Origin of the sequence: Verrucosispora sp. WMMD1129 (genome assembly GCF_029581255.1) — a bacterium.
Taxonomy (GTDB): domain Bacteria; phylum Actinomycetota; class Actinomycetes; order Mycobacteriales; family Micromonosporaceae; genus Micromonospora; species Micromonospora sediminimaris.
Map to the genome: position 1 here is coordinate 1,608,271 of NZ_CP120741.1, position 21,969 is coordinate 1,630,239.

General features: G+C 68.6%; 25 protein-coding genes and 1 pseudogene. 6 read left to right on the forward strand and 20 right to left on the reverse strand.

All coding sequences use genetic code 11. The features are described from left to right. Positions 1-47: 47 nt before the first annotated feature. The 7 genes from O7624_RS07180 to O7624_RS07210 form a co-directional block, all read right to left on the reverse strand. Positions 48-866, reverse strand: a complete 819-nt coding sequence (locus O7624_RS07180; RefSeq protein WP_282239421.1) for an MOSC domain-containing protein — start codon at positions 864-866, stop codon at positions 48-50. A gap of 407 nt (positions 867-1,273) precedes the next feature. Further along, a complete protein-coding gene (locus tag O7624_RS07185; protein WP_282239422.1) occupies positions 1,274-1,711 on the reverse strand; it encodes a hypothetical protein in 438 nt (145 codons plus the stop codon). A gap of 240 nt (positions 1,712-1,951) precedes the next feature. Beyond that, positions 1,952-2,515, reverse strand: coding sequence for a sugar O-acetyltransferase (locus tag O7624_RS07190; protein WP_282239423.1), 564 nt, complete (start codon positions 2,513-2,515; stop codon positions 1,952-1,954). Positions 2,516-2,710: 195 nt separating this feature from the next. Then, positions 2,711-3,439 carry a class I SAM-dependent methyltransferase gene (locus tag O7624_RS07195; RefSeq protein WP_282239424.1) on the reverse strand — a complete coding sequence of 243 codons (729 nt, stop codon included), beginning with the start codon at positions 3,437-3,439 and terminating at the stop codon, positions 2,711-2,713. A gap of 102 nt (positions 3,440-3,541) precedes the next feature. Next, positions 3,542-3,730 (reverse strand): hypothetical protein, encoded by a 189-nt coding sequence (locus O7624_RS07200; RefSeq protein WP_282239425.1) that lies wholly within the window; start codon positions 3,728-3,730, stop codon positions 3,542-3,544. A gap of 222 nt (positions 3,731-3,952) precedes the next feature. Next, complete coding sequence (locus O7624_RS07205) at positions 3,953-4,678, reverse strand: DinB family protein (RefSeq protein ID WP_282239426.1); 726 nt, start codon at positions 4,676-4,678, stop codon at positions 3,953-3,955. Positions 4,679-4,712: 34 nt separating this feature from the next. Further along, entirely contained in the window at positions 4,713-5,993 is a 1,281-nt protein-coding gene (locus tag O7624_RS07210) for an IS701 family transposase (protein ID WP_282239427.1), read from the reverse strand. Between the two features lie 278 nt (positions 5,994-6,271). Between O7624_RS07210 and O7624_RS07215 the strand changes: the two are divergent. Beyond that, a pseudogene (locus O7624_RS07215) lies at positions 6,272-7,164 on the forward strand (IS5 family transposase). A gap of 454 nt (positions 7,165-7,618) precedes the next feature. On the opposite strand, the gene O7624_RS07220 reads toward O7624_RS07215, so the two are convergent. From O7624_RS07220 to O7624_RS07240, 5 genes are all read right to left on the reverse strand, one after another. Continuing rightward, entirely contained in the window at positions 7,619-8,665 is a 1,047-nt protein-coding gene (locus O7624_RS07220) for a LacI family DNA-binding transcriptional regulator (protein ID WP_282239428.1), read from the reverse strand. 116 nt (positions 8,666-8,781) lie between these two features. Next, entirely contained in the window at positions 8,782-11,229 is a 2,448-nt protein-coding gene (locus tag O7624_RS07225) for an alpha/beta hydrolase-fold protein (RefSeq protein ID WP_282239429.1), read from the reverse strand. Between the two features lie 308 nt (positions 11,230-11,537). Next, entirely contained in the window at positions 11,538-11,834 is a 297-nt protein-coding gene (locus O7624_RS07230; RefSeq protein ID WP_282239430.1) for a hypothetical protein, read from the reverse strand. Continuing rightward, positions 11,831-12,010 (reverse strand): hypothetical protein, encoded by a 180-nt coding sequence (locus O7624_RS07235; RefSeq protein ID WP_282239431.1) that lies wholly within the window; start codon positions 12,008-12,010, stop codon positions 11,831-11,833. The genes O7624_RS07230 and O7624_RS07235 overlap by 4 nt, the downstream gene beginning before the upstream one ends. Positions 12,011-12,345: 335 nt before the next feature. Beyond that, positions 12,346-13,557: a helix-turn-helix transcriptional regulator gene (locus O7624_RS07240; protein WP_282239432.1), complete on the reverse strand. Its 1,212-nt coding sequence runs from the start codon at positions 13,555-13,557 to the stop codon at positions 12,346-12,348. Positions 13,558-13,969: 412 nt separating this feature from the next. On the opposite strand from O7624_RS07240, the gene O7624_RS07245 reads away from it, so the two are divergent. The 3 genes from O7624_RS07245 to O7624_RS07255 all read left to right on the forward strand — a co-directional run bounded on the left by O7624_RS07245 (position 13,970) and on the right by O7624_RS07255 (position 15,226). Continuing rightward, entirely contained in the window at positions 13,970-14,551 is a 582-nt protein-coding gene (locus O7624_RS07245; protein ID WP_282239433.1) for a hypothetical protein, read from the forward strand. 89 nt (positions 14,552-14,640) lie between these two features. Then, positions 14,641-14,952 carry a hypothetical protein gene (locus O7624_RS07250; RefSeq protein WP_282239434.1) on the forward strand — a complete coding sequence of 104 codons (312 nt, stop codon included), beginning with the start codon at positions 14,641-14,643 and terminating at the stop codon, positions 14,950-14,952. Continuing rightward, complete coding sequence (locus tag O7624_RS07255; RefSeq protein ID WP_282239435.1) at positions 14,939-15,226, forward strand: hypothetical protein; 288 nt, start codon at positions 14,939-14,941, stop codon at positions 15,224-15,226. The genes O7624_RS07250 and O7624_RS07255 overlap by 14 nt, the downstream gene beginning before the upstream one ends. A 2-nt stretch (positions 15,227-15,228) precedes the next feature. Here the strand turns inward: O7624_RS07255 and O7624_RS07260 are convergent, their stop codons facing one another. Beyond that, the gene (locus tag O7624_RS07260) at positions 15,229-15,522 is read right to left on the reverse strand and encodes a hypothetical protein (protein WP_282239436.1); all 294 of its coding nucleotides are present in this window, start codon (positions 15,520-15,522) and stop codon (positions 15,229-15,231) included. Positions 15,523-15,890: 368 nt separating this feature from the next. Between O7624_RS07260 and O7624_RS07265 the strand changes: the two genes are divergently transcribed. Together O7624_RS07265 and O7624_RS07270 are read left to right on the forward strand one after the other, a co-directional pair. After that, positions 15,891-16,100: a DNA-binding protein gene (locus O7624_RS07265; RefSeq protein WP_282239437.1), complete on the forward strand. Its 210-nt coding sequence runs from the start codon at positions 15,891-15,893 to the stop codon at positions 16,098-16,100. Positions 16,101-16,115: 15 nt separating this feature from the next. Continuing rightward, positions 16,116-16,628, forward strand: coding sequence for a hypothetical protein (locus O7624_RS07270; RefSeq protein WP_282239438.1), 513 nt, complete (start codon positions 16,116-16,118; stop codon positions 16,626-16,628). 86 nt (positions 16,629-16,714) lie between these two features. On the opposite strand, the gene O7624_RS07275 is transcribed toward O7624_RS07270, so the two are convergent. The 7 genes from O7624_RS07275 to O7624_RS07305 all read right to left on the reverse strand — a co-directional run bounded on the left by O7624_RS07275 (position 16,715) and on the right by O7624_RS07305 (position 21,864). Beyond that, positions 16,715-18,139, reverse strand: a complete 1,425-nt coding sequence (locus tag O7624_RS07275; protein WP_282239439.1) for a hypothetical protein — start codon at positions 18,137-18,139, stop codon at positions 16,715-16,717. 295 nt (positions 18,140-18,434) lie between these two features. Next, positions 18,435-18,671 carry a hypothetical protein gene (locus tag O7624_RS07280; RefSeq protein ID WP_282239440.1) on the reverse strand — a complete coding sequence of 79 codons (237 nt, stop codon included), beginning with the start codon at positions 18,669-18,671 and terminating at the stop codon, positions 18,435-18,437. 299 nt (positions 18,672-18,970) lie between these two features. Then, entirely contained in the window at positions 18,971-19,357 is a 387-nt protein-coding gene (locus tag O7624_RS07285) for a hypothetical protein (protein ID WP_282239441.1), read from the reverse strand. A 114-nt stretch (positions 19,358-19,471) separates the two neighbouring features. Beyond that, positions 19,472-20,761, reverse strand: a complete 1,290-nt coding sequence (locus O7624_RS07290) for an AAA family ATPase (RefSeq protein WP_282239442.1) — start codon at positions 20,759-20,761, stop codon at positions 19,472-19,474. 223 nt (positions 20,762-20,984) lie between these two features. Next, positions 20,985-21,215, reverse strand: coding sequence for a hypothetical protein (locus tag O7624_RS07295; protein ID WP_282239443.1), 231 nt, complete (start codon positions 21,213-21,215; stop codon positions 20,985-20,987). Next, complete coding sequence (locus O7624_RS07300; protein ID WP_282239444.1) at positions 21,212-21,604, reverse strand: DUF559 domain-containing protein; 393 nt, start codon at positions 21,602-21,604, stop codon at positions 21,212-21,214. The genes O7624_RS07295 and O7624_RS07300 overlap by 4 nt, the downstream gene beginning before the upstream one ends. Continuing rightward, entirely contained in the window at positions 21,601-21,864 is a 264-nt protein-coding gene (locus O7624_RS07305) for a hypothetical protein (RefSeq protein WP_282239445.1), read from the reverse strand. The genes O7624_RS07300 and O7624_RS07305 overlap by 4 nt, the downstream gene beginning before the upstream one ends. Between the last annotated feature and the right edge of the window lie 105 nt (positions 21,865-21,969).

Consider the following 21,969-nt stretch of genomic DNA (forward strand, 5'->3'; position numbering starts at 1 on the left):
CGGCTCGGGCGGATTGCTGGCGCACCGCGCACGTTCGGGGTGCCGTGTCAGGCGGCGATCGTGACGCGGTCGCCGATCCGTAGTAGGCCCTCGCGTTGGACAGCGCCGTAGGCGCCGACGCAGGTCAGTTTGCCCAGGTCGAAGACCGGAACCCGGTTGAGCCGTGCCGCTGTGCGTAGCACGGCTGGATCATCGGGCAGGTCGGTGCCTTGAGCGAGGGTGGGCACCGCGCAGCGCGGGGTGGGTGCGACGATGCGGATCGCGGTCTGGGCGGCGACGGTCATGGTCTGGCCTTGCCAGGTGTTCTCCGCGAAGGGTGCGGGGTCGTCCAAGCGCACCACGATGTTCGGGCGGAACCGTCGCGGGTCCATTCGACCATCGGGGTGCCGCCGGGCCAGGGCGTCCAGGGTGGCGGTGGTGATCACGTGTACGGCGGCGAAGTCGACGAAGGTGTTGCCGGGGGTGCCGGCCGCGAGGCTGCTGTGGGTCACCGTTCCGGCGCCAGGCTCGGTCGGCGGGGTCAGCCGTTCCATGCTCGCGTCTTGCGGGAGGCTGTCGGTCAGCCGTACGGGTCGTCCCAGGGCTCGCGACAGCGCGGAGTTGGCGGTGGGTGCGCCGGTGTGGATCTGCTCGCCGTCCGGGCCGGTGACGACCACCCGGCCGTCCGGCTCGTGACGGGCGGTCATCGAGAGCAGGCCGCGCCACCTGCGAGGGTTCTTCGCGCTGGCGACCAGGCCGGTCTCCTCGTCGATCAGGGCACAGCGGCGGTCGCCCACGACGCCCGAAGCGTCCAGGCGCGCCTCGATGAGGCGCTCGCCGCACATTGACTTGACCGGGTACCGACCCAGCCACACCACTTCCCCCATGACCACCCCCAAGTCCGCGCTGCCCAAGATATCCGCGACCGCTCCCGTAGCGAGGTGGGCGAGGAGGAGTTGGTCGCGGTCGCGCACCGCAAGAGCGCCTTTCCCCGGCCCCACCGCACATCTGGCCGAGGTGGTTCGCGCACCGCCAACCACGGGCTCACACTTCCCCAGTTCAGGGAGCGATCGTTACGGTCCCAGCGGGACGTAGACGCACGGCCTGACGCGGCCAGTCATCGTGACCGTGGGCAGCGACCTCGATCCAACATCATCCGGTGGCTGTCCTGCAGACGAGATCGCAGTGCGCGCAGGTACCCAGCCCTCGGGAAGAACACAAAGCCGCGCGCTCATGCCGAGTTGAGGACGTTCATCCTTTCGAGCCGACGGCGTGATGAAGTGGCCTCCCCTGCTCAGCGAACTGTCGCCCGCAGCGCTTCTTCGTACTGGAGGCGATCGAAGGTGACGGGAAGCAGCTCGTGGTAGCCCCAATCACGATGCCCGGTGCGATAGCCAGACCAGTTGACCGTGTCCTCAGCCACCGTGACCATCGCGGTAAACGGCCAGCAGCCCCAGTCACCGCAGGTACACCCCAGTAACACGGTGTCGCCGTCACCGAACCAGCTCAGCACCGGATCACCGAGATAGTGCCGACTCGGCCAGCGCACGCTGTCGCCCAGCAGCCCCGCATAGCTGCCCGCGAGGTTGGGTTTCCCTTCCCGCCGCGCAAAGGGCAGCTCAGCCGTGCGAACCATGTCAGGCAGGGATATGTCGTTAAGGTACGGAACGAGTGTCGGGAACATCCCGACGCCGAGCTCCTGCTCGATGGTACGGAATTCGATACGTTCCACGAGCCCAAGGCTAGAATCCTGCGCCCTGACGTGGTCGGGCGCCCCCGTGTCATTGCTGCCCCGGGTCGTCGCTAGCACGGCGGGCAGGGCACGGTTCCGCAGCGGATCGCACGCACATGCCGTCTCCCGAGCGCGCCGCCTGCCAGGGTTTCATCGCTGCCTGCACTGGCCGGTGGACCGGATGACGCCAGCTACCGCCTTCCCGTCAAGTAGCCGATGTGCGTGGGTGAGCCGCAGGTTTCAGGTTGCGGTAGACGCTGGCTTGAGACGCTTTCGCTCGACAACGCTTGTTGCCGTCACCACACTCAGCGGCGGCACGTCCTTCGCGACAACGGCGCCCGCGCCGACGACCGAGCCCCGACCGATTGTCACTCCAGGGGTGACCGTGACCGCGGCACCGATCCACACATCATCCTCGATGACGATGGGCGCGTGCGTGATGAAGTCGTACCGCTCGTGGAGCTCGACGGGATGTCCGGCCGTGCTCAGAGTCACTCGGGGACCAATCAGGACGCGGTCACCGATGGTGATGCCCCCGTAGTCGAGGAAAAAGCATCCCTGGTTGATGAACACACGCTCTCCAAACGATGCGCCAAGCCCGTAGTCGCAGTAGAACGGAGGCAGGACGGACAGCGAGTCAGGGATCGGTTTACCGAAGATCTCGGTCAGCACCGTCCTGCGCGCATCGAGGTCGTCAAACGGCAGCACGTTGAGGCGCGAGGTCAGGTTCATGACGAGCTGTACGCGCTGTCCGAAGGCTCGGGACTCGGGCGTCCGTGTTCGTAGCCGTTCCTCGTTGCGCACGAGACGATCCTGGCACGGCGAGTCAGAGACTGCGTGACGACCCAGGCAGGGAATACATCACTCCATGATCGTTGGCTCCTCATCAAACGTCCGGATCTAGCCGCAGACCGGGCGTCACGGAGCGCAGCCGCTGCCCATGGGCAGGCGCGAGGACACGCCCGAGAAGGGTGCGACAATCGTTCAGTGTTGGTGCGGTCAGTGCGTTCGTTGCGCCACGAACACGTACTCCCGCCCAGGACGGTCTGGGGCCTCGCGGACGTCGATCGTGGTAAAACCACTGGTCACCAGGGTCTCCTCAACCTCTGCTTGACTGCGGAACCTGAGGGTGGAGTCCGACTCCACCGAGAAGCCGTCAGAGGCGAAGGTGTACGTGTACCGGAAGGAGACATATGGCAGCGTCACCCTGGTGACTTCCATACGCCGTTCGACCTCACCGATGCCAGGAAGATTTCGGGTGGCCGGGTCAGTGTCGACGACCCATTCCTCCCAGGCACGGCGCTGCGGGCGTCTCGTCTCGAACACGAGGTGGCCGCCGTCGCGTAGCGCGCCATGAATGCCCTGGAGTGTCGCGCTCCAGTCATCGTCGTCAAGGAAGACTTGAGCCACGTTGCCGGTCATCAGCGCGATGTCTGCTGACAGCGCGGGGAGCGTCGTGGCATCCCCGTGGAGCCAGGTGACCGATGCGGCGCCGGGTTTGGATACCGCCGCGTCCAGGGAGGCAGCGGCGGGATCAACGCCGGTTACATGTCGTCCACTTCTCGCCAGCAGGATGGCCAGGGATCCCGTACCGCATCCGATGTCGAGCACGTGCCGGGCGTCGAACTCGTCGACGATGCGAAGATATGCGTCGAGGTCTGCGCGGTCGCCATCGAACGCATCATAGACAGGCGCGAGGCGCGGGTGGCTGAAGATCGCGTCGGGCATGGCACAGAACCGTAGCGATAAGGAGCGTCCGCGACCAGCAATAATCGACGCGGTTGCGATACCGCTCATGCCGCACCAAACGCGGCGGCCTGATGTACTGCGTTACCGCTTCTGTGCTCGGTACTTCCGGAGCAGCGCGGTAATCTTGGCGTAGTTGCGGGTGCCGTTCAGCTCATTGAGCAACTCGTCTGGGCAGAGCTCATAGAGTTCGCCCCACCACCGGCGAGCCCGGTTTTCCCAGATCCGGTAGCCGCCATCAACGCCCCTCGCCACGTACCTTCGCCTCGCCACCGGTGGCAAGGTATCAATGTCGTTACCCGACTGCATGCGGATTGCGGCTATCCAGTTCGGCACGCTCATCTGGCCGCTGAGAACGCGCGCTCGGCCTTGTCTCTACCCACAACGGGCTCTCCCTCCGACACCCGCTGTAGTCACCCTCGGGGACGTAGCGGGCCTTGGCCGCAGCGACACCGGATTTCCCGGGAGATAAGCAGCAAGCTCAGAGTTCAATCATCAACCCGGCGAAGACCCCTGGCGCGACAGTTTGTCCAGGTCACGCTTGCAGAACCGGTGGTGTTCCCATTCCTCGTTGAGCACAGTGCCGAGGCATTGCCGCACTGTCCGCCCCTTGGCGTACGGGGGCCATCTGTCGTCGTCCGGGACCGGCGCGGTCTTCGCGAGCTGATCAGGCGTGACCTCGGCCAGCCATGTCTCGATCTCTGAAGCCTGCCGGACTCGTACCGCGAGCACCTCGTCGAGGCTCGGTTGGGCTGACGGATCGAGCCCATCCTCCTGGCCCGAGACCAACGGTGGCCCCAGTCCCAAGGCCGTGAACGGCTCGGTAAGCCCGAGCACGCAGCGTCGGAACCAAGAGTCGTGCACGAAGACAAGGTGGCGCAGGGTGTCGACCATCGACCACTCGCCGTCGACGCCGCGATGTTCGCTGTCCTCGGGCATGGACCGAACCCGCTCGGTAGTCCTCGCCCAATCGTCGCGCAGCTGCTGCCAGGCATCTCGCAGGTCGTCCGGCTGATCGGAGCGGATCAGCAGCCGTACCGGGTGACGACGGTCGAGTTCCGCCTCGACGTACGACATCACTTCGACCCCGTTGACCACAAGATTGGTGACCAGGCCGTCGATCTCAGCGTCCTGCATGACCACGCCGACCATCCGCGCTCTACTCAGATCGCACTCGCGGAACTCAGCTCCGGTCAGGTCCTCATCCTGGAAGCGTCGCATACAAACAGGCTAGTACGGCAGCCGCCGTTCGGGATCATGGCTGTAGTTCGAGGTTGAGGCGGCGTGTGTAGTGGGATCGCCGGGCTTGGGCTTGATGCCGGCGTCGCCATTGTGACCAGCGCAGACGGTGGGCGAGGTCGTGGAGCGGGCGGATGATGTAGGCGTTGATCAGGCGGCGGATCTCGTTGACGGTGAGCTTGATCTGTCCGGTGTCGGTCGGGTCGTTGCGGGCGGCGTCGGCGGCGCAGATCGCCAGGACGGCGAGGGCGGCCAATGTGAGGGTGGTGAACCGGTGCCAGGAGTCCCAGCGGCGGACCTGGTGCTGGTCCAGACCGACCTGGCCCTTGGCGGCCTGGAAGCTTTCCTCGACCGTCCATCGGATGCCCGCGACCCGAACAAGTTGGGCGAGGCTGGTCGGTCGTGGGGTCCAGCAGCGGTAGAAGGCCAGCTCGCCGGTGGTGGTGTTACGGCGGATGAGGAGGCTGTGCCGGCCGTCGTCGTCGGGGGCGGCGTCGGTGCACACGTCGTCGAGCCACGCCCAGTCGTAGAAGCGTGGACCCTTGGATCCGGCGCCAGCTGAGCGGCGTTGCCACGCCGTGGCGGGTAGGTCGGCGGCGATCCGGTCGGCCCGGACGCGGGTCTTGCCGCCGTCGAGCGGGATCAGGTGACTGCGGGAGACCGCGAGGACGTAGCCGAGCCCGTGTCCGCGCAGGTGGGCGCGGAAGGCAGTGCTGTTGCCGTAGGCCTCGTCCGCAGCGGCCCACCCTGCTGGAACACCGGCGTCGAGGGCGGCGGTGATCATGTCAGCGGCCAGTTCCGACCGGGTCGCGAAGCCGATCTCGTCAGGCACACCGGCGGCCCGGCACCTATCGCGGTCATCGGTCCATGACACCGGCAGGTACACGCGTCGGTCGATCAGGGTGTGCCCGTGCGCACTGGCATAGGCGAGGAAGACCCCTACCTGGCTGTTCTCGATCCGGCCGGCCGTGCCCGTGTACTGCCGCTGCACCCCGACCGTGTGAGTGCCCTTCTTCAGGTCCCCCGTCTCGTCCGGGATCAGGACCGCATCCGGGTCACCGAACCGGCCGGCGACCAGATCGCGCAGGTCGTCGCGGACGGCGTCGGCGTCCCACACCGCCCGGTACAACAGGCGCTGCATGGCGTCCGGCCGGGCGTGTCCGGCCTGCTCCGCCAACTGCCAACACGTCTTGACCTCACAATCGGACAGCAGCCCGGTCACGAACTGTCCCGCCGCACGTCGCGGCTCGACCCGCCCGAACCGGCCCGCGAAACACCCGAGCACCCCGGCCAGCACACGTTCCCATCCGACAACGGCTACGCTGTGGCACGCGGCCACCGCCCGATCTGATGTTGTGTCCACAACGCACAGACGATCACGCGGTGGCCGTCTCGCGTCCACCCCACCTGACCAGCAAGATCTCAAACGGCGGCTGCCGTACTAGAGCCTGTGTCGAAGTCGGTGCCAGGGCTTGAGTTGTTGGTTGAGGATCTTCGCGTGTCGGTGTTCGAGATGTAGCGAGGTCTCCGGTATCTGGTTCAGCGACCAAGCAGAACCCGAACACCGGAGACCTCGTGGACACCCTAGCGGTGGCGAGGCGGCATGACCTGACCGACGCAGAGTGGGTGGCGCTGGAGCCGCTGCTGCCTGCGGGGCGTAGGCCAGGTCGGCCGTCGACGTGGACGAAACGGCAGCTCATTGATGGGATCAGGTGGCGGATAAGGGTCGGTGCGCCGTGGCGGGATGTTCCGGAGTGCTACGGATCCTGGGCCGCGGCGTATGGGCTGTTCCGGCGTTGGCAGCGTGATGGAACCTGGGTGAAGATCCTGACCGTGTTGCAGGCTGTGGCTGATGCGGCCGGGCGCGTGGTCTGGGACGTGTCGGTGGACTCGACGGTCGCCCGGGCTCATCAGCACGCCGCTGGGGCGCGTAAAAGGGGGATCTGCAGGCCGAGCCGCCGGGCGGGGTCACGGTCGAGCCGACCGATCACGCGCTCGGCCGGTCGCGCGGTGGGCTGACCACAAAGCTGCATCTGGCCTGCGAGCAGGGGCAGAAGCCGTTGTCGATCGTGTTGACCGCTGGGCAGCGCGGGGACAGCCCGCAGTTCAGGGCGGTGCTCGACGGGATCCGAGTGCCCCGTCTCGGCGCCGGCCGGCCCAGGACCCGCCCGGACCGGGTCCTGGCCGACAAGGCGTACACGTCGAAGGCCAACCGCCGCTACCTGCGCCGTCGCGGCATCGCCGCGACGATCCCCTCGAAGGCCGACCAGGACACCAACCGGCGCAAGCTGGGGTCCAAGGGCGGCCGTCCACCGGCCTTCGATCCCGAGCGGTACAAGCAGCGTCACGCCGTGGAATGCGGCATCAACCGGCTCAAGCGCAACCGCGCCGTGGCCACCCGATTCGACAAGCTCGCCGTGCGTTACGAAGCCACCGTGCACGTCGCCGCGATCAGCGAGTGGCTGTGACCGACTTCGACACAGGCTCTAGGTCGCACCGCACACGCAACGCCCGGATCTGGCCGCCGATCGTGCGTGCTCTCCCCTGTGGTGGGCTTCGCCGTCAGTAGCAGCCGCAGCTTCCGGCGAGGTGCGGACCTTACGATTGCTCTGGCGGCCGCACGTGCGGAGCCAGGCGGTTGTCGCGCCAGTAGCGGAAGACCAGTCCGGGTACCACCTCAACCGACGGCCATCACCGCGGGCATCGAGCAACGGCTCGCCATGCCAGCGGACGTACGAGCGCGGGCAGCGGCGAGCCCGGGGCTGAATGTCCGCCGCCGGCCAGGCTTGCCCGTGCCGCCGTCCGGGCGTCACGGTACGTGCCGGCGTGCAGTTCCAGTCCGGCCGATCTGAGGGCGACGGTTGACCGCTTGGGCCGAAGGGCGCCGCCGTAGCAATTGCGCAACCGGTGTGGCAGGACGCCTCAGCGCAGCGTCGACTGCCGCTGGATCAGTTCGAAGTCGACGACCAGCCTCCGGGGCGCCGGCTGCTCCTCTCGCGGCACACCGTCGAACTGGAGTTGGATCCGCTCTTCCAACAGGGCGACTGCCTGGTGTGCGATCACGTCGCGTCCGGGGTCGATGGTGCTCAGCGGAGGTCGGGAGTAGTTCGCTTCGTCGATGTTGTCGAAGCCGATCAGCAGGACATCCTCGGGAACCCGTAGGCCGCGGTCCTGAAAGGCGGCGAGCGCACCCAGCGCGAGTGTGTCGGCGAACGCCACAACCGCGTCGGGTTTGACACCGCTGTCAAGGATGCGAGCGATCGTCGTGGCGCCGGTGGAGTGGAAGTAGTCGGGTACCCCGATGATCGCGCGTGGGTCGACGGTGAACCCTCGTGACTGGAGGGCGTCCCGGAAGCCCTGGAACCGCAGGGTTCCGCTGCTCGGCGACGGGTCGTCCTTGACTCCGAGGGGAACTACCGTGGTCGCACCCCGGCCCAGGACGTGCTCGGTCGCCGCACGTGCTCCCTCGACGTTGCTCATCGTGACGTGGTCGAGGCCGCCATCGAACACCCGCTCGCCCAGGAGCACGAGGGGGAAGTCGACGTCGAACAGCGGGAGGTCTTTCTCGCCCAGCGCGAGCGGGGAGTACAGCACGCCGTCGAAGCGTGACCGGTAGCTGCCGTCCAGCACCCGCAGCTCGCGGTCGCGCTCGGCGTTGGTCTGCTCGATGAAGACGGTCAGGCCCCGCCTGGATGCCTCTCGCATGACGGCATCCGCAAGTTCGGCGAAGTACACAACACGCAACGACGGCAGCACCAGAGCGATCGCCCCGGTCCGGCCTCGGCTCAGGTTCCGCGCCGACACATTCACGTGGTAGCCCAGCTCACGGATCGCGTCGTCCACCCGCTCGCGGGTTTCCGGACGCACGTACTGATAGCCGTTGAGGATGTTGGACACCGTCTTGATCGACACCCCGGCGAGTCGGGCGACGTCGCGCATCGTCGCCGACCTGTTGGTCTTGCGTGCCACAGCCCCTCCCGCCGCCCGTCGATCCGTCGGCCAGGGTATAAGACTGCACCATTCACAACCCCAGACGCAGCGGCCGGCCCGCCCGATCCGGGGCGCGCCGGCCGCGTGACGCGAGGTCAGTTGATGGTCAGGGCGATGGCGTGAACGGGGCCGCGGACCGGGTCGATCTGCAACTCGTAGGCACCCGGGGAGAGCCCGCTGGTGTCCCAGTGGAAGACGTACTGGTTTCTTGCGGCGCTGTAGCGTGCGGTGTTGTCCGCCCTCTTCTGGACAGGTGTGGCCGGAACGCGGTTGCCGGCCACGCCGTCGGTCTTCTTCATGAGGTAGAGGCGCGGCCGCGCGTCGGTGACCGTCTCGCCGTCTGCGCCGGTCAGGGTGAACTTGACCGGCACGGCGCGTCCGGCTTTGACGATGTCGGAGCCGTCGCCGGCCAGCGGAGGCCGCACCCCGCCGAACCGGTGCTCCGGCGCGAAGATCCGCGGCACGAAGTCGATCAGATTCGCCATCCAGATGTCGAAGCCATGCGGACCGACCCAGGTGCCGGCGTACTCGTACTCGATGCCCTGGGAGGTCAGCCACTGCATCGTGTTCTGGGTGAACGTGTACGTGAAGTCGACGTCACCGGAGTACAGCCTTGCCAGCTTGGTGCTTTCGTTGACCGCCTCGACGTCGACTGTGGGGTAGGAGAGCAGGCCCCCCGAGAAGGCACCGATGTAGGCGAACTCGCCCGGGTGGCTGATCCAGGTGCCGAGGGTGTTCATGGCTCCCCACGACAGACCGGCGAGCGCCTGCTCATCCGGATCAGTCGAGATGTTGTACTTTTCCGCAGCGGTTGGCATCACGTGCTGGCTGAGGTCGGTCCAGAAGTCGACGCCGTTCTGGTCGGGCATGACCACAACCATCGGCACCATTGTCCCGTTGAGGTAGCTGTTGTCGAGAATCTGCTTGGCACGCCCGGTTTCGAGCCAACTGCCGTAGTTCTGGCCCCCGCCGTGGTACAGGTACAGCACCGGGTAGGCAGCTTCGCGGCCAGCATCGTAGCCAGGCGGCGTCCAGACGTACGCGTAGCGCTCTGCGCCCTGGCCTCCGTCGTAGGTCATCAGCGAGACCGTGCCGCCCCGGCCTTCGGGGACATCGGCCAGCATCGCGTCGGACTTACCCGGCACGAAAAGCTGCGACTCCATCACGTGGGTGTTGACGGTGTCGGCCGGGTCCTTCATGTCGACGCCGTCGACCACGTACCGGTAGTAGTAGTAGCCGTCGAGCGGTCCAACCGTGATTCGCCAGCGGCCGTCGGGCTGCTTCTCCATCGGGATCCGGAACCATTGGCCATTCGGAGCCCAGTTGCCCCAGATCGTGACGTCCTTGGCGCCAGCCCACTGGGTGCCGGTCTCGAACGTGACGATGCCGTGCCGGTCGATGTGCGGGGTCGTGATCGACCCGGCCGCAGGGGGCTCGTACGGCCTGGTCAGCGCGCGGTGTCCCTTGCTGGCGCCGTGGCGGACGCCCTTCTGTCCGAAGAGCCGAGCGGCGAAGTCTCGCAGGTTCTCCCGCCACGCGTCCCAGGTGGCGCCGTCGTCGGGGTTGACGCCGTCGAACTCGAACCTCACTCGGGACTTCTTCAGGTCCACCAGCAGGTCGTAGTTGTCGTTGTAGGACGGATCGAGCGTGTTGCCGACGTACACCCGGAGCAGTTTGGTGCCCTTGTTGATCGCCTTGGCCTCCGCCTTGGTGATCGGGCCGTCGACGGAGCCGGAGAAGGAGCCGACGTAGGCGAACGCGCCGGGATCGCTGCGGAGGATGCTGATCGCCTGCTCGGCACCCGTGTCGACACCGGCCAGCGCCTGACTCCTGGGCCGGGACGAGATGTTGTAGCCGGCCCGTGCTGCGGGGACGATGGCGTCGAGCAGCTCGGCGCGGGGGTCGACGGAATTGGCGTCAGCCATCACGACCACCATCGGCTTGGCGTCCCTGCCTGCGACCAGGTTGTCGAGGATCTGCTTCGCCCGGCCAAGTTCCAGCCACTCACGAGCTGTCTGACCCTCGCTGCTCAGCAGGTACAGGACCGGGTACGCCTCGGCCCGGGCCGAGTCGTAGCCGGGCGGCGTCCACACCAAGGCGGTACGGTCCTCCGCCGCTGTCGCGCTCGGGTAGGGCAGTTCCTCCACCGTCCCGCCCGCGGCGATGTCGTCCATCCACGCGACCGACTCACCGGGCACGAAGAAGGTGTTCCAGTTTGGCTTCGACGTCACCGCCACCGGGCTGCCGGGCTGGCGGAAGGACACCTTCGACCTGTCCTGCATCGTCGCGGTGTACTGGTAGTAGTACAGCCCGGGATCGAGCGGACCGACGTTCGCGGCGTAGTCCGAGCCGCTCGGGTCGAGCGCGAGCGCCGACCAGGTGCCGCTCGGGCCGATGTTCGCCTCCAGTTCGAGCGTTGCCGGCGTTCCGCCGACAATGCTGCTGGCCTGCGACTGCGGCACCTTGAAGTAGTGATAGACGTCGTCGTTCGAATGCCACGTGTCGGTCGCGGCAGCCGCCGGGGCGGCCGCGATGACTGACACCGCCAAAGCCGCGGCTGCGACAAGGCTCGTCATTCGGGGGCCACTGCTGTGTGACATCGCGTTGCTGCTCCTCTCAGAGCGTCAAGGCCTCCCGCATCGAAGGCATGCGCCTCACCATCGAGATCGGCCACCGAAACCTTCCCGACAGCCGCGACAGTCCACATTCACACCAGCGCACTACTTTTCCTACACCGGTGTAGAGCGGATAGCAAGAGACACCTGTCGATGGTCGGCGATACTGGGATCGAACCGGTGGCATCTTCGGTGTGAACTCTCGGCAGGCCGGTCTGATCGGGTGTCGTACGAGGTCATCCGGCCTGGTGACGCCCGTTCCGGTCGGGTCCGGTCGGCACGGTTGCTGTACTTCGCTGCTGTGCTTCCGCCGGCTGCCTGGTCCAGCCGATGAAGCGGCGGTGCAGCGCACCAGCCGGTGCCCACGGCATGTCCTCGGCCGCCTGGACGAGGTAGCCGCCGAGGTAGAGTGCCAGCGACACCGGCGCGTCGGCGTACTCCGCGCGCAACTCCCGCCGCCGCGTCGGGCACGGCCACGGCAGGTCGCAACCGCCGCAGCTCCAGATCGGCAGCACCGGGCCGTGGGTGCTCACCGCACACCCGCCAGGAACCGGGCCACGCTCGCGCGGGCCTGCCGGCTGGTCGCCCAATCCACCTGCCAGCACGGGTACGGCGACAGCCGCGCCCACCACGCCCGACAGCCAGCGCACATGCCGTCCAACCCTCGGACGTGCACCGCGAGGATCACCTGCTCCGGCCCGCCGGTCACTGCTCACCCTCCTGCGGCCAGTGACCCCGATTGATCGGGATACGGTGCCGAGCACGACACGGCAGATCAGCTCCGCACCGGCAGACCCGCCGCCACAGTTGCCACGACCACACGGGCCGATGCCGTCGGGCGAACGTCAACGCGGTGGCCGACAGGTACTCGTCGTACGAGACGCGTCGCACGCGCCCTCCCTCGTCGCTCACGAGGGCAGCCTCTTCGCCCTCTGATTGAGAGGGACGCGGCGACCGGGCGTGACTCGCACCGCCCGCCGCATCCCGTGAGCGAGAAGCTACGTTCGGTGGCGCGGCGAAACGGGTAAGGTTCCTACCTCTGGATCACGAGACGAGTCCGACTCGGACGGCGAGGTCACGGGCGTCATCCCGGGTGGCTCGCGGGCCGTCGAGCAGGTCCAAGGTGATCTGGCGGGCGTACCCGTTGAAGCGGATCGTCTCCGGGGCCGACTCGTACGCCTGCCGCAGCGTCGCCACTGTCGCTTCCGTGTCGTCCCTGCCGTAGTGCGCCCGCGCGACCTCGATCAGATGGCGTGCCCGACGCGGCCTCGACGGGATCGCCGCCGCATCGTGGCGGCGGGCCTGCCGCACCGCCTCGCCGGACTTCTGCAACTCCACCGCCACGGTCACCGCGTGAGCGCCCATGATGACCCGGGAAAACGATGTCTGCGGTTGGTAGAAGCTCTGGGGCAGACGCTGCGCCACCCGATCCGCGCGGTCCCAGTACCGCCAGGCCCGCCCTTCCTCACCGGCACGAGCGGCCGTGTACGCGGCCTCGAAGTTCAGCGCACCCCACAGCGCCAGCAGATTCGTGCTCCCGGTGGCCGCCTGCGACTCCAGCGCCGACAGCACGTCCAGCGTGACCGCCATCGCGGTGTCCCAGTCCCCGGCGTCCCGATGCACCTGACACAGGAACCACCCCGCACCGGCCAGCGCCTCCGGATCACCGGACTCCTGCGCCGCCACCATCGCCCGATCCGCCACCCGCCACAACAACTCGGCCGCCGGCTGGTACGCGATGAACATCTGCGCCAACCCGAGCGTCTCCGCCAACAGCGCCTGCGCCTGCCGCCGCTCGTCGCCCTCATACACCAACGCGGCACGCTGCGCATCCCGCAGCAGCCCCGGCAACAACCCGCCCAGCACCGTCCGGTGGTCCGACGCCTGATGACGCGCCCGCCACGCCACCGCAAGCCGCTCCCGCAGACCGGACAACGACTCCGCCGGGGCGTCACCGGCGAACGCGACACGGTTCACCGCATCCCGCACCGACGCCAACGCCGGATGCTCCGGCCCATTGACCACCGCAGACCGGTCACCCAGCTCCACAGCCAAGGCAGCCACGTCGACCTTCAGAGCACGCGCGATCCGATCCAGCATGGGAAGGCGCGGCGGCAAAATCCGGTCGGTTTCGACCGCCTTTACCCACTCGGCGCTACGGCCCACCAACCCACCAAGCACCGCCCGAGTCTTCCCCGACCGCTCCCGGTAGACCTTCAAACGCTGCCCGAACGTCAACTCCGGCAAGGAATCCACCCGGAACCTCCTCGCGTAGCGCCGGAAGCACCATCGGCCCATCGGGCCGCATTCACGCCCAACGCTACCGATCCGCAGGCTGCCTCATAACCCTCACACGCCGGCCACCTCCGCATCCCGGCAGGCACCCCGACCTCTCGCTTGTAAGGCGAGCTGCTCTCTACGGCATGCTACCGGGCAAATGAGCAGGGCAAATGGAGATCGCCACCTATCGGCTTGCGGCTAGGCGATGCCTGGCTAGGCGATCATGAGCCGCTGACGTCCTATCTGGTCGGTGCCCGGTCGTCGCAAGGCCGCCTGCTGGGGTGTGCACATGGTGAAAATCCGTGTACATCTCGCTTCCTTGTCGATTCCGGACACGCGCAAGCTCGGGTCGCACCGCAGGACCAGCTAGCGACCAGGAGTGATCACGATGGCTACTACGACCCGCACCCGCCGCACCCGCACCGCCGCCGACACTGCCCCGAAGGTCGCGCCCCGCGACCTCGACGAGTCCGATGTGATCGCTGACGGGCAGCGGATGGCCGAGCAGGCGGCTGTCGCCGCCTACGCCCACGAGCGGATGTACGACGCCCCGCCGGCCGCGAAGTCGACGCGCCGCACCCGCAAGGCCGCTGCCCCGGCGCAGGCCGAGACCGCCCCCGAGGCTGCGCCTGCCGCCCCGGCACCCCGCAGCCGCAAGGGCAGGGCCAAGGCCGCCCCGGCGCAGCCCGAGACGCCCGCTCAGCCGGTCGAGGCCGAGGCCGCCGCGCCCGCCGACACCGAGGGCGCGAAGCCGGCGACGCCGCGCCTGGACCAGAAGGCGCTCGTGCTGGCCTTCCTGACCGCGCACCCGGGCGACGAGTTCAGCCCGCAGGCGGTGTCGAAGGCGATCACCCCGGAGGGACGGAAGCCGCTGGGGGTGCGGGACTGCCTGGCGCGGCTGGCGAAGCAGGGCACGGTCGAGGTCACGTCGGAGAAGCCGCTGCGGTACCGGCTGGTTGCCGCAGCCTGACCCAATTGGACGGCCCGGGTAGGCGATTGGAGCGCCGACCCGGGCCTTGATCGCCTGCGAAGGAGGCGACTATGGAACACCGTACGTCTGTGCCTATCGGGCCGGTAGCCCGCGTCTATCCGCTGCTGCCGCCGCGCCCCGCCGATGAGGGGCCGACGCTGTCGTTTGGTCTGCTGGTCGATGTTGTCGGGGTTCTGATGGCCCACGGCTTCCCGCGCCCGCAGGGCCGCGACTTTGTCGCGCTGCGGGAGTGTGTCGCCTGGTTCGTGTACGCCTCGGATGAGCCCGGCGACCTGCGGGACATCGAGGTGCCGGAGGGGCCGCCGCCGCCCCTGCCGGTAGGCGTCGATGGGCGCGCTGTCGGTGAGCCGGGGCGGGGGGTGCGCCATGTTCAGCCGTGATGGCGCGGACCTGCCGCGCCGGGCGCGGGTAGCGGTCCTGTCGCCCGCCGATCTGGCGATCATCACCGACGCCCTAGCCGATCACCTAGAGGAAGCTGTCGCCGCAGCCGATCACCTCGCGGGCGCAGATGATCCCGCCGGGCGGGCGGAGGGGCGGATCGCAGACGGCAGGGCGGCGGCGGTGCGTGCCCTGATGATCCGCCTCGGTGCCCCCGACGACAGGTGGTCGTGGTTCCCGCTGGCACCTGACAGGCTGCCTGAGGGCATGGGGTAGCCCTACCCCTGCGGCCCGGTGTGTTCGTGCCCCTGTGGCGCGACCGCCGGGCCGCTGCGTGCGCGCAGCCAGCCGAGGAACTGTGCGTGTGCCCCGGAGGTGTCGACGCCGAGGCGGTACAGGTCCTCTAGGGCGTCGGCGAGGGCGCAGGCGAGGTAGACGGCCAGCGCGGGCCGCGCTCCCCGGTACTCGACGGCCAGCGCTGCGCGGGCGTCCCCGCAGGGCCATGGCTGCCCGCAGCGGCGGCACCGCCAGGTCGGCCGCGCCGGTAGGTGGGCGCGGGGTGCCCCGATCATCGGATGCCCGCGCGGTGCGCCTGCGCGGGTGTCAGCGCACCCGCCCGCCCGATCACGGGGTGGAGGGCTGTCAGCTCCCGTGCCAGCGTTGGCGCTGGCACGCGGGCGGTTCCCCGGGCCGTCGCTGCCTCGGCGGGCGGTGGTATCAGGCTCCGATCGGGGCAGGGCCAGCGGAGGCCGCAGGTGCAGTGCCGCCAGCGTGTCGGCCAGTTCCGGCGGTGTCGTGGGCCGGCAGGGATAGGGCGCGGCTTCGTCCAGGGCAGCGGCATGCGGCCATCGTTGGTCGATGCCCTACCCCCTGTCAAGGTGCAGGTTGCACCTCGACAGGGATGCGGTTTGACAGGCTGCGGCGTGGCTACCCTGCGCGAATGCCAGCCAGGCCGAAGCACCTGTACGGGCGCGGGGAGATCGCCCGTCGCCTACAGGTGTCCCGGCAGCGGGCCGGAGACATCATTGCCCGCCCAGACTTCCCGGCCCCGTACGACGTACTCGGGATGGGCGCGGTGTGGCGGATCGCCGACGTAGAGCGCTGGATCGCGGAGCACCGCCCGCACCTCAACGCACCGGACAGCGAGTAGCCGGAGGGGCGTCTAGTGAAATGGTCGGACGCCATCGGTCCTCTTGTCGGTGCGATTGGCGCGCTGTTAGCTGTCGCGCTGGGCGCGTGGTGGCAAGGTCGTAGTTCGGTCAGGCTAGTGCGGGTACAGGCGGCAGAGGCCGAACGGGTATGGCAACACCAATCCCGGCATGAGCAGCTCATGCGGCTGTTCGACGACAAGCGGGCGAGCTACGTCCGCCTACTGACCGTCGCTACGAACCTGGCCCAGGCGCGATCAGAATTGTTGAACGACAATGCGATTCCGTTCGGACCCGAGGAGCTGCTTTCGGAGCTGGAACGTGGCCCTGCGCAGCAGGAGGCGAAGGCTTCCGACGAAGTGGATGAGACGCTGACCATGATCGAAATTTTGGCCCCGCACCAGGTCTACGAAGCAGCCGTCCACCTGTCCACTACTGCGATTGAGGGGGGAGGGCTCGGGCATGTCGAGCGGGCTGAATTCATCGGCCAGGTGCGTCGAGACCTCGGCATAGAACGAACGGCGATGTAGCCGGGCGGCGGCAGCGCCGCACAGCGAGCAGGGTGGCGGCCCGCCCCCGAGGAGGATGGGGGCGGGCCGCCTGCTGCGCGGACGGGTCAGAAGCCGGCAGGCGCAGCGAGGCCCGTGCCGGTGATCTTCGACGGGTTGTTGGTGTACCGGCCGAACGTGTACGCGAAGTATCCGTAGCAGACCAGCAGCACCCCGAGCGTCGACGCCGCAGCCTGCTCCGCGCGGATGAACACCGGGGCGTTCGGGTCCTCCCACAGGTGCATCTCCCGAGAGGCGACGACGTAGATCTCATCCTGCGTGCCGCCGGTAGTCGTCGGCACGTTCGCGTCGACGATCACCCGCAGGCCATTCGACAGGATGCCCCGTACCCCCGGTCCCTGGTCGGTGACGAGCTGGATGCCGCCGGACTGCGCGGGTACCTGCGCCGTGCCGATGAAGGGCCAGGAGGTGCCGACCTGCGCGCACAGCCAGTTCCAGCGGCGCGGGTGCATGACCACGTAGTCGGGCATGACCATGCCGCCGAGGGCCTGCTCCAGCTTCGACTGCGCCTGGAAGATGATCGGCCACAGCTCGGGGGCGGTCGGGTCGGCGTCGGTGTACGCGGTGTTCTGCGCTACCGCGCTCAGCCCGGTTGTCGCCTGCGTGATCATCGTTGCGTCGACCTGGGAGGCGTAGCGGCGCAGCAGGTCGTCCATGACGACGTCCTCGACCCCGGTGCCGCGTTCGACGGCCTGCCGGGAGATGGTCTGCTGACCGGCGGCGGTCTGCACGTTGATCGTCAGCAGGGTGTCGTCCATGTTCGTTTCCTGGACGGCGGTGTTCTCCGACGCCTGGAGGGCGACCCCGGAGGCGGTCGTGACCCGGGAGATGTTGACCTGCATACCGTCGGCGGGCAGCGGGTGCGTGTTCGCCACGTTGGCGAGGGGCCGCATGTTCGCGGTCGCCGGGGCGTACAGGTCGGTGAGGTATTGCGGGACGACGAGGCCGCCGAACGCGCCGGTACCGACCGCGCGCTGCTCCAGGAAGGCACCGCGCTCGACGCGCTCCTCCTGGATGTGGCGGGCGAGGCGCTGCTGCGCGCCGGGGTCGTTGAAGAGGAACTGGCGGGCGACATCGCGGACGAACTGCGATCCGGTGCGGTCGCTGCCTGGGTTGTAGGTGCGCTCCTCCGCGCCGATGCGGGCTACCCCGTCGTAGGCGGTGCGGCGTGCCGGCTGCGCGGCGGTGCGGTGCGTCGTCCGCTGGTCGGCCTCAATCTGCTGCTCGTCCTTGCGGGCTTCGTAGACGAGGACCAGATGCGCGTCGATGTCCTTGATGTCGGCGTCGGCCTTCGCGCGGGCAGCCGCCCGCGCCTCGATCTTGGCGTCCTCCTCCGCCGTCAGGAGGGTGCGGCCTTCCCGCTCTGCGCGGGCGAGGATCAGCTTCGCGTCGGTCGTCGCGCGGGCGCGCCGTTCGACGGCCTCGGCGCGCTTGGCCTCCGCTTCGCGGATGAGTTGGTCCAGTGTTGGCATGTTTCACACCTCGTTGAATGCGTAGTGATCGAGGTGTGCCGCGAGCTATCCCGGAGCGCCTGCCGCCTACCGTGCCCCGCATCCGTGGGCCGATCGGGTGCCAGCGCTCAACGGGAGCCCGCCTGCCGGTCATCTGCCGCCAGCGGTGCTCCGTGCACAGTGCCCAACTAGCCGGGGTGGGCGGGTCCGTACATCCGCGTTAGCGGCCCGCCCCGGGCAGTCAGGAAAGGGGTGGACTCGGCTCGACTCCGAGATCGACGTCGAAGTTACGCCGAGTGATCACCGAACCGCGAGGTCAGGCAGCACCCCCCGCCCTGCGGGCCGCCGCATCGGTGAGGAACGCCGCCAGGCGGGCCTCCCAACCATCCGTCCCGTACTCGGTGATCCCGACCCCGTTCCACCAGGCCATCGCGCAGGCGATCAACAGGTGAGGGTCGGTGTTCGCCAAGATGACGGCCGCGCCCTCCTGGTCGCCGCGCAGAAAGCACAGCGCCAGCGACGCGACCGTCGCCTCATCCGGCTCGTCGCTCATGCGTCGGCCTCCCATCCGCAGTCCGGGCACTCCAACAGCCGCCGCTCAACGACGTAGGGGCGGCCCACACCGCCGCCGGGCGCAGGGTCTAGGGCTTCGCCTAGAAGGGCGGCTGCCGTTGCCGCTGTGGTGCGCCCGCCGGCCTGCGCTGCGGCGTCTAGGCGGGCCGCTACCTCGTCGGGTAGCGGAACTTCGACGTTGACCATGATCAAACCTCCTGATTGTGGATCAACTGCATGGACTTACGGCCGGTAGAAAAAAATTGCTCAGGCAATGCGCGGCCTGTTTCGGCGGGCGTCCTAAAAAACGTGGGCTGGTTGGTCTGGTGGGCTGATGTCGTGTGCGGTGATGGTGGCGTCGTAGCGGTCGCCTCGGTGTTCGGTGATGGTGAGGCCGTAGTAGATGGCGGTGATGAGTAGTCCTCGGTCGTTGCGGATTTGGACGGCCTGCCCGGTCCAGGTGGTGAGGGTGTCGAGGTCTGCGGTGGTGATGTGGCGCAGGGTGAATGTGTAGGTGTGGTCGCGGTAGGCGGGTGCGGCTGCGGGGCGGCGGGTGCCGCCGCTGTAGGTGCGTACTTGGCCGGGGGTGGTGGTGTGGCGGTCGCGTTGGGGGGCGGTGTGTGCGGCGATGGCTGCGCCGTCGGGTAGGCGGTTGATCCAGAGTTTGGTGAGGGCGACGGCGACCATGATCGTTTCTCCCTGCCTGCGGTGTGCGGGGTCGGGTGTCGGCCACCGCGCGACTGCGCGGGGGTTATAAAGCCCCCCGCGCGGTCGCGCACTGGCCGCCTCATGCCCGACCTGCTAGTGCGCGACCGCGCGGTCGCGCACTGCCGCGCACTCCGCGCACTGATCTTGGACGTAGTGGTTTTCCCTGCTCCGGGCGGCTTTGTGGCTGCAAAGGATCTTGTCGCGCACTGCCACCTTCCGGGCGGTTCGGCATAGATCGCGGCTGATTCCGAGTGCGCGGCTGGCGTCCTCGATCTCGCTAGCTGACGAGCCGGGGTTTCGGCGCACCCAGGCGACCAGCGCGGGGATGTGTTCGGCTGCCTGTTCCTCGCCCCGCGCGGCCCGCACCTGCGCCCGGTTCCCGCCGATCAGCGACAGCCGACGCCCGTTGTGGTCGTAGGCGAGCGCGCCCTCTGGTTCGGCTACGTCCCGCCCGGCGGCGGTGATGAAGCGGGGCGCGGTTGGGTCGTCCTCGTCGCCGTCGCGGGCCTTCATCAGCCGCCACTCGGCGTCGGGCCAGCCGCGCAGGCGGGACGCCCCCCGCGACCGTTCGCCGCTGTGCCCCATGTGGTGGATCAGGACCGCCTCGGGGATACCCGCGTCGTACAGCAGGGTGTCGAGAGCGGATAGCCAGCGGCCTACCTCGGGGTTGCTGTTCTCGTCGAGCCCTGCGGCCTCCAGAAGCGGACCGATGCAATCGACGATCAGGACGCGGGTGTCCAGCGCCCGGAACTGCTGCGCCCATTCGGCCCGCCGCTCGGCGTCCAGGAGGTCGAAGGCGGCGAGGCCGCCGCCCCGTTTCGGATCTTTCAGCCACACCGCGTTGATGCGCTGCTGGTCCCTGATCCGCTGCTCACGCAGCCAACGCCGCCCGGTGTCGTAGTCCAGCTCGGCGTCGATGACGGCGATGGTGCCGTCAGTGATCGGGGTGACGGCATAGCGGCCGAGGAACAGATCACCGTCGACCAGGGAACGCAGGGTGTTGTCCCGCAGCGTCGTCTTCCCGGTCTTGGCCTGCGCGGACAGGATGATGCGCCCTCCGCGCGGCCACAGCCGGTCGATCCGGTAGACCGCTGGGTCGTCAGGCTCCGCTAGTGCCTCGTTCAGGCTGATAAGGCGGGGCATGGGAGGGCGGCCCTCAGCGCGCAGTAGCGCCTCGGCGTCTCGCCGCACCCGTAGCCGCTCGGCCTGGTATCGCACCCGCTCGGCGTGCTCGTCCAGGGGTGGCGGCTGATCCTGCTGCGGGCGGGTGCCGTTGATCCTGGCTGGCGGTGCCGCCTGCCGCCAGGTGGCCTCCTCACCCTGCCACAGCGGCATATCCGGCAGGGTGGCGTACGTCAGCAGCTCGCCGTCGTGCGTGTCCAACGGGGGTTGTCCTCTCGCATCCGGAGCCCCCCTGGTCTTGGGCTGTTGTGTGCCGCCCCGGGTACGATTCGACCCGGGGGTAGCTAGTAGTAGTGGTGATGGCCTGTATGGGCTGTTGCGCCCCTAGATGACCGCGTTGGTAGTGCCTTCGTCCGTGCTGCTGCTGGGTCTGCTGCTGATCCGCCCGCCCTCCCGGCCTGGTCCCCGGGAGGGCGGCGGTGTCTCACCCGCCGTCGTCAGACTCGGGCGCGGGTGCGTGCGCGGCGATCAGCGCCACCAGCCGGTCAGCGGCCTCACGGAGATCAGCCCACGCCGCCCTGTCGGAGTCGTAGGCCAGCCCGGGGCGGCGGGCCGCGATCAGGGCCTCACAGGAACGGGCACCTGCGGCTACCTGGTAGGCGCAGCCCCGGAACTCCCGGGAGTCGGTGCTGCCGGTGGGGCGCTTCCCGCTCACGCTGCTGCCTGCCGTCCCGGCCGATCCCCGCGCAGGGTGTGCACCAGGGCGCACACGCGGACAACCTGGCGGTCCAGGCTGTCGCGTCCGTGGCGATCATCAACACGGAAGATCAGCCATCCCTGGTCGCGGAGCCAGGCATCCCGCTCGGCGTCCTTCGCTGCCCGCTCGGGGGCGAGGTGGTGCCAGCCGTCGACCTCCAACGCGATCATGAGGTCGGGCCATGCGAAGTCGAGGCGGTACCGGCCGACGCAGTGCTGCTGCGCTACCTCGTCGGGCAGGAAGGAGCGCGACAGCCGCCGGGCAACGGCGTCCTCCAGGTCGCTGCCAGGCTGCCAGCCGCGTTCGGTGATCAGGGCGCGGTCGAGCTTGCGGATCATGCCGGTCATGCGGCTGCCTGACGTGCGGCCTTCGACCGGTAGGCGAGGCGCGCCATGTGCTCGCGGCGGCGGGTGAGGGCGCGTCGCTCCAACTCCGGCCCGGACACCCGCTCGCCGCGCGCTGCGGCCTCGGCCGCGACCTGATCACGAAACTTGTTGAGGAGCCCTTCCTGTCCGCGCTGCGCGCCCACCTTCGGGTCCTCGCGGGACCATCGGGCGAGGGCGGCGAGGCGGGCGCGGTAGCTACGTTCCTCGGGAGAGAGCGGCATGGAGCCTCCAACGTTCAGCGGGGTGCGCTGGATCGCGGCAGGATCACCCGCCGCGTTCTAGTTGGTCAGCTCCGGCCTGGTCAGGAGGTCGCGGTGACCTACTCC

What these genes read in the sequence shown, in the direction of transcription:
- O7624_RS07205 (WP_282239426.1), bottom strand. Translation starts at nt 4,678, where the DNA reads ATGCGACGCTTCCAGGATGAGGACCTGACCGGAGCTGAGTTCCGCGAG.
- O7624_RS07255 (WP_282239435.1), top strand. Translation starts at nt 14,939, where the DNA reads ATGTTCAGCCGTGATGGCGCGGACCTGCCGCGCCGGGCGCGGGTAGCG.
- O7624_RS07260 (WP_282239436.1), bottom strand. Translation starts at nt 15,522, where the DNA reads ATGATCGGGGCACCCCGCGCCCACCTACCGGCGCGGCCGACCTGGCGG.
- O7624_RS07275 (WP_282239439.1), bottom strand. Translation starts at nt 18,139, where the DNA reads ATGCCAACACTGGACCAACTCATCCGCGAAGCGGAGGCCAAGCGCGCC.
- O7624_RS07245 (WP_282239433.1), top strand. Translation starts at nt 13,970, where the DNA reads ATGGCTACTACGACCCGCACCCGCCGCACCCGCACCGCCGCCGACACT.
- O7624_RS07300 (WP_282239444.1), bottom strand. Translation starts at nt 21,604, where the DNA reads ATGACCGGCATGATCCGCAAGCTCGACCGCGCCCTGATCACCGAACGC.
- O7624_RS07305 (WP_282239445.1), bottom strand. Translation starts at nt 21,864, where the DNA reads ATGCCGCTCTCTCCCGAGGAACGTAGCTACCGCGCCCGCCTCGCCGCC.
- O7624_RS07265 (WP_282239437.1), top strand. Translation starts at nt 15,891, where the DNA reads ATGCCAGCCAGGCCGAAGCACCTGTACGGGCGCGGGGAGATCGCCCGT.
- O7624_RS07195 (WP_282239424.1), bottom strand. Translation starts at nt 3,439, where the DNA reads ATGCCCGACGCGATCTTCAGCCACCCGCGCCTCGCGCCTGTCTATGAT.
- O7624_RS07280 (WP_282239440.1), bottom strand. Translation starts at nt 18,671, where the DNA reads ATGAGCGACGAGCCGGATGAGGCGACGGTCGCGTCGCTGGCGCTGTGC.
- O7624_RS07180 (WP_282239421.1), bottom strand. Translation starts at nt 866, where the DNA reads ATGGGGGAAGTGGTGTGGCTGGGTCGGTACCCGGTCAAGTCAATGTGC.
- O7624_RS07285 (WP_282239441.1), bottom strand. Translation starts at nt 19,357, where the DNA reads ATGGTCGCCGTCGCCCTCACCAAACTCTGGATCAACCGCCTACCCGAC.